Raw genomic sequence first — 8,623 nt, 5'->3', positions numbered from 1 at the left:
CCACAGACCTCGGGCTGTTCTTTTTGTATCAGGAGCGTCTAGCCCATGAGTATGCAGGACCCGTTAGCGGACATGCTAACTCGTATCCGTAATGCCCAGATGGCTGAAAAGTCCGTCGTAAGCATGCCTTCTTCCACTCTGAAGGTAGCAGTAGCCAAAGTTCTGAAAGACGAAGGTTACATTGCGGGTTATGAAGTCAATGGTGAAGCCAAGCCACAACTGTCCATCGAGCTGAAGTACTTCGAAGGCCGTCCGGTCATCGAGGAAGTCAAGCGCGTGAGCCGTCCTGGCCTTCGTCAATACAAATCCGTCGATGACCTGCCGAAGGTTCGCGGCGGTCTCGGTGTTTCCATCGTCTCCACCAACAAAGGTGTGATGACGGATCGCGCTGCGCGCGCTGCCGGTGTCGGCGGCGAAGTGCTCTGCACCGTGTTCTAAGGGGGGATAAGCATGTCTCGCGTTGCTAAGAACCCCGTTGTGCTGCCTGCCGGTGTCGAGATCAAACTCGCCGGTCAGCAGCTCTCGGTCAAGGGTGCCAAGGGCGCTCTGGAACTGAACGTTCACTCGTCCGTGGAAGTGATCCAGGAAGGTAGCGAACTGCGTTTCGCCGCTCGTAATGGCGATCAGCAGAACCGCGCTATGGCCGGTACTACTCGCGCCCTGGTGAACAACATGGTCATCGGTGTCAGCCAAGGCTTCGAGCGTAAGCTGCAACTGGTCGGCGTGGGCTACAAAGCTCAAGCCAAAGGCCAGGTGCTGAACCTCGCACTGGGCTTCTCCCACCCGATCGACTACGAACTGCCGGAAGGCGTCGTGGCCGAAACCCCGAACCAGACCGAAATCCTGATCAAGGGTATCGACAAGCAACTGGTGGGTCAGGTGGCTGCGGAAATCCGTGACTTCCGTCGTCCTGAGCCCTACAAGGGCAAAGGCGTTCGTTACGCGGATGAAGTTGTCCGTCGTAAAGAAGCCAAGAAGAAGTAAGGGGCTGAAAAATGACCGACAAAAAAGTTACTCGTCTGCGTCGCGCTCGCAAAGCACGCCTCAAAATGCACGAGCTCGAAGCCGTGCGTCTGTGCGTGTACCGCTCTTCGCAGCACATCTATGCCCAGGTCATCTCGGCCGACGGCAGCAAGGTTCTGGCCAGCGCCTCTACCTTGGACAAAGCACTGCGTGATGGCGCCACCGGCAACGTCGACGCAGCCAAGAAAGTTGGTGCGCTGGTTGCTGAGCGTGCGAAAGCCGCTGGTGTGACCCAGGTGGCATTCGACCGTTCTGGCTTCAAGTACCACGGCCGCGTCAAGGCGCTGGCTGATGCTGCTCGTGAAGGCGGGCTGGAGTTCTAAGTTATGGCAAATAACGACCAAAAGCGCGACGAAGGCTACATCGAGAAGCTGGTTCAGGTTAACCGCGTTGCCAAGACCGTAAAGGGTGGCCGTATCTTCACTTTCACCGCGTTGACCGTGGTGGGTGATGGCAAGGGTCGCGTCGGTTTCGGCCGTGGCAAGTCCCGCGAAGTTCCGGCTGCTATCCAGAAAGCGATGGAAGCCGCTCGTCGCAACATGATCCAAGTTGATCTGAACGGCACCACTCTGCAGTACCCGATCAAATCCGCTCACGGCGCCTCCAAGGTGTTCATGCAGCCGGCTTCGGAAGGTACCGGTATCATCGCCGGCGGCGCCATGCGTGCCGTGCTGGAAGTGGCTGGTGTGCAGAACGTTCTGGCCAAGTGCTACGGCTCGACCAACCCGGTGAACGTGGTTCATGCCACTTTCAAGGGTCTGAAGACCATGCAGTCTCCGGGTTCCGTTGCGGCCAAGCGTGGCAAGAGCGTCGAGGAGATTCTCTAACCATGGCTAATACCGTCAAAGTGACTCTGATCAAGAGCACCAATGGCCGCTTGGCCAATCACAAAGCTTGCGTCAAGGGCCTGGGCCTGCGTCGCATTGGTCACACCGTAGAGGTTCTGGATACTCCGGAAAACCGCGGCATGATCAACAAGGCTTACTACCTGCTGAAGGTGGAGGGTTAATCATGCAACTGAACGATCTGCGTTCCGCGCCGGGTGCCCGTCGCGAGAAGCACCGTCCGGGCCGTGGCATCGGTAGCGGTCTGGGTAAGACTGGTGGCCGTGGCCACAAAGGTCAAACCTCCCGCTCTGGTGGTTCCATCGCTCCGGGCTTCGAGGGTGGTCAGCAGCCGCTGCACCGCCGTCTGCCGAAGTTCGGCTTCGTCTCCCTGAAGGCTATGGATCGCGCTGAAGTGCGTACCTCCGAGCTGAACAAGGTAGAGGGTGTTGTCACTCTGCAGGCTCTGAAGGATGCCAATCTGGTAGGCCATCACGTACAGCGTGTGAAAGTCATGCTGTCCGGTGAGGTTACCCGTGCGGTCACCCTGAAAGGTATCGCCGCCACCAAGGGTGCGCGTGCGGCTATCGAAGCAGCTGGCGGTAAGTTCGAGGACTAAATGGCTAAGCAAGGTGCTCTCTCAGCGCTGGCAGGTGGCGGGTTGTCCGAACTCTGGGCTCGTCTGCGTTTCCTGTTCCTGGCGATCATCGTCTACCGGATAGGTGCGCACATCCCGGTTCCTGGCATCAACCCAGACCGACTGGCGGATCTGTTCCGGCAGAATGAGGGGACCATTCTTAGCTTGTTCAACATGTTTTCCGGCGGCGCGCTGGAGCGGATGAGCATCTTTGCACTGGGGATCATGCCGTACATTTCGGCATCGATCATCATGCAGCTGATGACCGCCGTCAGCCCGCAGCTGGAGCAGTTGAAGAAGGAAGGTGAAGCTGGCCGTCGCAAGATCAGCCAGTACACCCGCTACGGCACTCTCGTCCTGGCGTTCGTTCAGGCCATCGGTATGTCCGTTGGTCTGGCTAGCCAGGGCGTTGCGTTCTCGGTCGATTTCGGCTTCCACTTCGTGGCGATCACCACTTTTGTGGCGGGCGCGATGTTCATGATGTGGCTGGGCGAGCAGATCACCGAGCGCGGTGTCGGCAACGGTATCTCGATGCTGATTTTTGCAGGCATCGTGGCCGGTCTGCCGTCGGCAATCGGGCAGTCTTTCGAGTCTGCCCGCCAGGGCGATATCAACATCTTCGCTCTGATCGCCATCGGCCTGCTGGCAGTAGCGATCATCGGTTTCGTGGTGTTCATTGAGCGTGGTCAGCGTCGCATTGCGGTGCACTACGCCAAGCGTCAGCAGGGCCGCAAGGTCTTCGCTGCGCAGACCAGCCACCTGCCGTTGAAGGTGAACATGGCGGGCGTAATCCCGGCCATCTTCGCCAGCAGCCTTCTGCTGTTCCCGGCCTCGCTGGGTGCCTGGTTTGGTCAGTCCGAGGGTTTGGGCTGGCTGCAGGACATTTCGCAGGCTATCGCTCCTGGTCAGCCGTTGAACATTCTGCTGTTTAGTGCAGGGATCATTTTCTTCTGCTTCTTCTACACAGCGCTGATGTTCAACCCGAAAGACGTAGCGGAAAACCTGAAGAAGTCCGGTGCCTTTATTCCGGGCATCCGTCCGGGCGAGCAGTCGGCACGCTATATCGATGGCGTTCTGACCCGCTTGACCATGTTCGGTGCTCTGTACATGACGGCCGTGTGCCTGCTGCCCCAGTTCCTGGTGGTTGCAGCCAACGTTCCGTTCTACCTTGGCGGGACCTCGTTGCTGATCGTGGTCGTGGTTGTAATGGACTTCATGTCCCAAGTGCAATCGCACCTCGTGTCTCACCAGTACGATTCCCTGATGAAGAAAGCCAACCTGAAGGGCTATGGCAGCGGCATGCTCCGCTGATCCACCCGTAAGGTTCGAGGAGTTGGTAATGAAAGTTCGTGCATCGGTGAAAAAGCTGTGCCGTAACTGCAAAATTATCCGTCGCGAAGGTGTCGTGCGGGTGATCTGCAGCGCAGAGCCGCGTCACAAGCAGCGCCAAGGCTGAGTGTGAACCACGCGTGATAAGCCCGGCAGCTAGTGCGCTGCCGGGTTGATTATTTGTTATTACAGCGTTAATATCTCGCGCCCTATTTCTTGGCTTCCGGGGCGTAGGTAGCTGTCAATTGGAGTTCCACTGAATGGCCCGTATTGCAGGCGTTAACATTCCGGATAACAAGCACACTGTTATCTCGCTGACCTACATCTTTGGTGTTGGTCGCACCACTGCACAGAAAATCTGTGCCGCTACCGGTGTAAATCCGGCTGCGAAAATCAAGGATCTGACTGACGAGCAGATCGAACAGCTGCGTGGCGAAGTAGCCAAGGTGAATACCGAAGGCGACCTGCGTCGTGAAGTGAATATGAAGATCAAGCGCTTGATGGATCTGGGTTGCTACCGTGGCCTGCGTCATCGTAAAGGTCTGCCGGTTCGCGGTCAGCGTACCAAGACCAACGCTCGCACCCGCAAGGGCCCGCGTAAGCCGATCCGCAAGTAATCGCATTCGCGAATCGACAGGAATTTAGTCATGGCAAAACCTGCTGCTCGTACTCGTAAAAAAGTCAAAAAGACGGTGGTTGATGGCATCGCCCACATCCACGCGTCTTTCAACAACACTATCGTGACCATTACCGACCGTCAGGGTAACGCCCTGTCCTGGGCTACCTCCGGTGGTTCGGGTTTCCGCGGCTCGCGTAAGTCCACTCCGTTCGCTGCCCAGATCGCCGCCGAGCGCGCTGGTCAGGCTGCACTGGAGTACGGTCTGAAGAACCTCGACGTCAACGTCAAAGGTCCAGGCCCAGGTCGCGAATCCGCCGTGCGTGCTCTGAACGCCTGCGGCTACAAAATCGCCAGCATCACCGACGTGACGCCAATCCCGCACAACGGGTGCCGTCCGCCGAAGAAGCGTCGCGTGTAATCAGGAGACAGTGAGAAATGGCTCGTTACATTGGTCCCAAGTGCAAACTGTCTCGTCGTGAAGGCACCGATCTCTTTCTGAAGAGTGGTGTTCGCGCGCTTGAATCTAAGTGCAACATCGAAGCAGCCCCGGGTATCCACGGCCAGCGCCGTGGCCGTCAGTCCGACTACGGCACCCAGCTGCGTGAGAAGCAGAAAGTTCGTCGTATCTACGGCGTACTGGAGCGTCAATTCAGCGGTTACTACAAGCAAGCTGCCAGCCAGAAAGGCGCCACCGGCGAAAATCTGCTGCAACTGCTGGAGTGCCGTCTGGACAACGTGGTTTACCGTATGGGTTTTGGCGCTACTCGTGCCGAGTCCCGTCAGCTGGTTTCGCACAAAGCGATCAGCGTCAACGGTCAGACCGTAAACGTACCGTCCTACCAAGTTAAGGCTGGCGACGTCGTTGCTGTTCGCGAGAAATCGCGCAATCAGCTGCGCATCGCTCAGGCTCTCGAGCTCTGCGCCCAGCGTGGCCGTGTTGAGTGGGTAGAAGTAGACGCCGAGAAGAAGTCTGGTGTGTTCAAGAACGTACCGGCTCGTGGCGATCTGTCCGCCGACATCAACGAGAGCCTGATTGTCGAGCTCTACTCCAAGTAAGGGCTAGAAAATAGGTGCATCCATGCAGATTTCGGTAAATGAGTTCCTGACCCCCCGTCACATCGATGTGCAGGAGGTCAGTCCGACCCGCGCCAAGATCACCCTCGAGCCTCTCGAGCGTGGCTTTGGCCATACCCTGGGCAACGCGCTGCGCCGCATCCTGTTGTCCTCCATGCCTGGCTGTGCAGTAGTCGAGGCCGAGATCGATGGCGTACTCCATGAGTACTCCGCGATCGAAGGTGTGCAGGAAGATGTCATCGAGATCCTGCTCAACCTGAAAGGTCTGGCTATCAAGCTGCACGGCCGTGACGAAGTGACCCTGACTCTGGCTAAGAAGGGCCCGGGCGTAGTTACCGCTGCCGATATTCAGCTGGATCACGATGTCGAAATCGTCAATGGCGACCACGTAATCGCCAACCTGGCCTCCAATGGCGCGCTGAACATGAAGCTCACCGTAGCTCGTGGTCGCGGCTATGAGCCGGCTGACGCGCGTCAGAGCGACGAAGATGAAAGCCGCAGCATTGGTCGCTTGCAGCTGGATGCTTCGTTCAGCCCTGTGCGTCGGGTTGCTTACGTGGTGGAAAACGCCCGTGTCGAGCAGCGTACCAACCTGGACAAACTGGTTATCGACCTGGAAACCAACGGTACCCTGGACCCTGAAGAGGCTATCCGTCGTGCCGCGACCATCCTGCAGCAGCAGCTGGCCGCGTTCGTCGACCTCAAAGGTGACAGTGAGCCCGTGGTGGTCGAGCAGGAAGACGAGATCGATCCGATCCTGCTGCGTCCTGTCGATGATCTGGAACTGACCGTACGTTCGGCCAACTGCCTCAAGGCAGAGAACATCTACTACATCGGTGACCTGATTCAGCGCACCGAAGTAGAGCTGCTCAAAACCCCGAACCTGGGCAAGAAATCCCTGACCGAAATCAAGGATGTTCTGGCTTCTCGCGGTCTGTCCCTCGGTATGCGCCTCGACAACTGGCCGCCGGCAAGTCTGAAGAAAGACGATAAGGCCACTGCCTGATCGTCATCATCACCGAACGAACAAGTTTGGTAAGGAATTGAACCATGCGTCATCGTAAAAGTGGCCGTCACCTCAGCCGCACCAGCGCTCACCGCAAGGCCATGTTCCAGAACATGGCGGTCTCGCTGTTCGAGCACGAGCTGATCAAAACTACCCTGCCGAAAGCCAAGGAACTGCGTCGCGTTGCCGAGCCGCTGATCACCCTGGCCAAGGAAGACAGCGTTGCCAACCGTCGTCTGGCCTTCGACCGTACCCGTTCGAAAGCCATCGTAGGCAAGCTGTTCAACGATCTGGGCAAGCGCTACGCCACCCGTAACGGCGGCTACCTGCGCATTCTCAAGTGCGGTTTCCGCGCTGGCGACAACGCTCCGATGGCTTACGTTGAACTGGTCGACCGTCCGGTCGGCGGTTCGGTAGAAGCTGCCGAGTAAGTTGCTGGTTGTACAAAAAACCGGGCCTCGCGCCCGGTTTTTTGTTGCCCGTGATTTGTCGAGCCGAAGGTGGCTAGTCAGTGGTGTGAATATTTTTCCGCACGTATTGTTTGATATTGTGTACGTCATGGGGCTCGGGTAAGGTGCGGCTGTCTCCGCTTCGCCGCTGTGCCGGCCCCAACAAGAACAATTGCTGATCATGTCCGAACCTACTGCTTTGAGTCTCATCCCTCCTGTCGTTGTCCTGACTCTCGCCATCTGGCTGCGTCGCCCCATCCTCGCCTTGCTGGTCGGCGCCTGCAGCGGTCTGTTGCTGCTCTCGCCCCAGGATGCGCTGGGTAGCTTCGCGGAAATCTCGCTGAAGGTGATGCAGGACGAAACCATCGGCTGGCTCATCCTGGTGTGCGGCAGCTTCGGTGCGTTGATCGCCCTGCTGGTGCGTACCGGTGGTGCCCTGGCCTTCGGTCGCAGCGCACTGAAGCTGGCCAAGGGGCGTCGCTCCTCGCTGTTGATGACCTTCGTGCTCGGCGTGGTGATCTTCGTCGACGACTACCTCAATGCCTTGACGGTGGGTGAGACCATGAAACGCGTCACCGACCGTTTCAGTGTTTCGCGCGAGAAGCTGGCTTACGTGGTGGACTCCACCGCTGCACCGATCTGCGTACTGGTCCCGCTGTCCACCTGGGCGGTGTTCTTTGGCGGCCTGCTGGAGAACAATGGCATCGCCGAGAGTGGTCAGGGCATAAATGTCTATATCCAGGCCATTCCCTACATGCTCTACGCCTGGGCTGCAGTGCTGCTGGTACTGCTGGTGGCTGCCGGGCTGTTCCCGGATATCGGGCCGATGCGCAAGGCCGAGTTGCAGGCGCGCCACGGCTCCGCCGGTGCCATGCACGTTGGCGAGCTGAGCCCCGAGCACAACTACTCGATGAAGTCACTGGAGGAGGAGTTCGAAGGGGCCGACAAGGAGGGGGGCAAGCTGCATAACTTCCTGGTGCCGCTGGCCATGCTGGTCGGCTTCACCGTGTATTTCGACATCGACGTGTGGATGGGCATGATCGCCACCATGTTGCTGACTCTGCCGTTCTATCTGGTGCAGCGCTTGATGCCGCTGGCGGAGATGCTCGATCAGATGGTCGACGGCTTCAAGACGATGCTGCCGGCCATCGGCATCTGCGTGGCGGCTTTCGTCTTCAAGGATGTCTGCGATCAACTGATGCTGCCGCAGTACGTGGTCGAGACGCTCAAACCTTACATGACGCCGCAGATGCTGCCGGCCATGGTGTTCCTGTGCATGGCGGTGCTGTCGTTCGCCACTGGCTCGTCCTGGGGCATCTTCGCCGTGACCATCCCGATCGTCATGCCCCTGGCCTACGCCCTGGGTGCGGACATTCCCCTGGTGATCGGCGCACTGATGTCGGCGGCGGCCTTCGGCAGCCAGGCCTGCTTCTACAGCGACTCCACCGTGCTGGCGGCACAGGGCTCGGGCTGCAACCTGATCAGCCATGCGATCACTCAGCTGCCGTATACGCTGGTGGCCGCCGCAGTGGCTTTCGTGGGCTTCATTATCGTCGCCTGAATCTCCTTGCCCATCCTCGGAAAAACGGGCCCTGTTGGCCCGTTTTTTCATGGCGTGCTCGAAAGAAAATAACTATCGCGCCGTTACGCTTCATGAATTGG

The 8,623-nt window shown here is 58.4% G+C and carries 14 protein-coding genes; all 14 read left to right on the top strand.

Translation table 11 applies throughout. The features are described from left to right. The first annotated feature begins 45 nt into the window (after nt 1–45). The 14 genes from rpsH (at nt 46) to ACN0X6_RS15515 (ending at nt 8,522) form a co-directional block, all read left to right on the top strand. A complete protein-coding gene (gene rpsH / locus ACN0X6_RS15580; protein ID WP_003243915.1) occupies nt 46–438 on the top strand; it encodes a 30S ribosomal protein S8 in 393 nt (130 codons plus the stop codon). 12 nt (nt 439–450) lie between these two features. Then, entirely contained in the window at nt 451–984 is a 534-nt protein-coding gene (gene rplF / locus ACN0X6_RS15575; protein WP_017675613.1) for a 50S ribosomal protein L6, read from the top strand. Between the two features lie 11 nt (nt 985–995). Then, nucleotides 996–1,346: a 50S ribosomal protein L18 gene (gene rplR / locus ACN0X6_RS15570; RefSeq protein WP_017675612.1), complete on the top strand. Its 351-nt coding sequence runs from the start codon at nt 996–998 to the stop codon at nt 1,344–1,346. Nucleotides 1,347–1,349: 3 nt separating this feature from the next. Next, nucleotides 1,350–1,850, top strand: coding sequence for a 30S ribosomal protein S5 (gene rpsE, locus ACN0X6_RS15565; RefSeq protein WP_017675611.1), 501 nt, complete (start codon nt 1,350–1,352; stop codon nt 1,848–1,850). Between the two features lie 2 nt (nt 1,851–1,852). Further along, nucleotides 1,853–2,032 (top strand): 50S ribosomal protein L30, encoded by a 180-nt coding sequence (rpmD, locus tag ACN0X6_RS15560; RefSeq protein ID WP_003243922.1) that lies wholly within the window; start codon nt 1,853–1,855, stop codon nt 2,030–2,032. Between the two features lie 2 nt (nt 2,033–2,034). Beyond that, complete coding sequence (gene rplO, locus ACN0X6_RS15555; RefSeq protein WP_017675610.1) at nt 2,035–2,466, top strand: 50S ribosomal protein L15; 432 nt, start codon at nt 2,035–2,037, stop codon at nt 2,464–2,466. Beyond that, complete coding sequence (gene secY, locus ACN0X6_RS15550; protein ID WP_036999706.1) at nt 2,467–3,795, top strand: preprotein translocase subunit SecY; 1,329 nt, start codon at nt 2,467–2,469, stop codon at nt 3,793–3,795. Nucleotides 3,796–3,823: 28 nt separating this feature from the next. Next, a complete protein-coding gene (rpmJ, locus tag ACN0X6_RS15545) occupies nt 3,824–3,940 on the top strand; it encodes a 50S ribosomal protein L36 (protein ID WP_002555468.1) in 117 nt (38 codons plus the stop codon). Between the two features lie 133 nt (nt 3,941–4,073). Further along, nucleotides 4,074–4,430: a 30S ribosomal protein S13 gene (gene rpsM / locus ACN0X6_RS15540; RefSeq protein ID WP_003463275.1), complete on the top strand. Its 357-nt coding sequence runs from the start codon at nt 4,074–4,076 to the stop codon at nt 4,428–4,430. Between the two features lie 30 nt (nt 4,431–4,460). Further along, entirely contained in the window at nt 4,461–4,850 is a 390-nt protein-coding gene (gene rpsK / locus ACN0X6_RS15535; RefSeq protein WP_003243933.1) for a 30S ribosomal protein S11, read from the top strand. 17 nt (nt 4,851–4,867) lie between these two features. Next, complete coding sequence (rpsD, locus tag ACN0X6_RS15530) at nt 4,868–5,488, top strand: 30S ribosomal protein S4 (RefSeq protein WP_017675608.1); 621 nt, start codon at nt 4,868–4,870, stop codon at nt 5,486–5,488. A gap of 22 nt (nt 5,489–5,510) precedes the next feature. Further along, nucleotides 5,511–6,512, top strand: a complete 1,002-nt coding sequence (locus ACN0X6_RS15525; protein ID WP_003463273.1) for a DNA-directed RNA polymerase subunit alpha — start codon at nt 5,511–5,513, stop codon at nt 6,510–6,512. Between the two features lie 44 nt (nt 6,513–6,556). Then, the gene (rplQ, locus tag ACN0X6_RS15520; protein WP_003243945.1) at nt 6,557–6,943 is read left to right on the top strand and encodes a 50S ribosomal protein L17; all 387 of its coding nucleotides are present in this window, start codon (nt 6,557–6,559) and stop codon (nt 6,941–6,943) included. 199 nt (nt 6,944–7,142) lie between these two features. Next, a complete protein-coding gene (locus ACN0X6_RS15515) occupies nt 7,143–8,522 on the top strand; it encodes a Na+/H+ antiporter NhaC family protein (protein ID WP_417705228.1) in 1,380 nt (459 codons plus the stop codon). The last annotated feature ends 101 nt before the right edge of the window (nt 8,523–8,623 follow it).

It is taken from the genome of Pseudomonas sp., assembly GCF_048269965.1.
Lineage (GTDB): Bacteria > Pseudomonadota > Gammaproteobacteria > Pseudomonadales > Pseudomonadaceae > Aquipseudomonas.
This window is presented reverse-complemented; position numbering and strand designations above follow the sequence as displayed.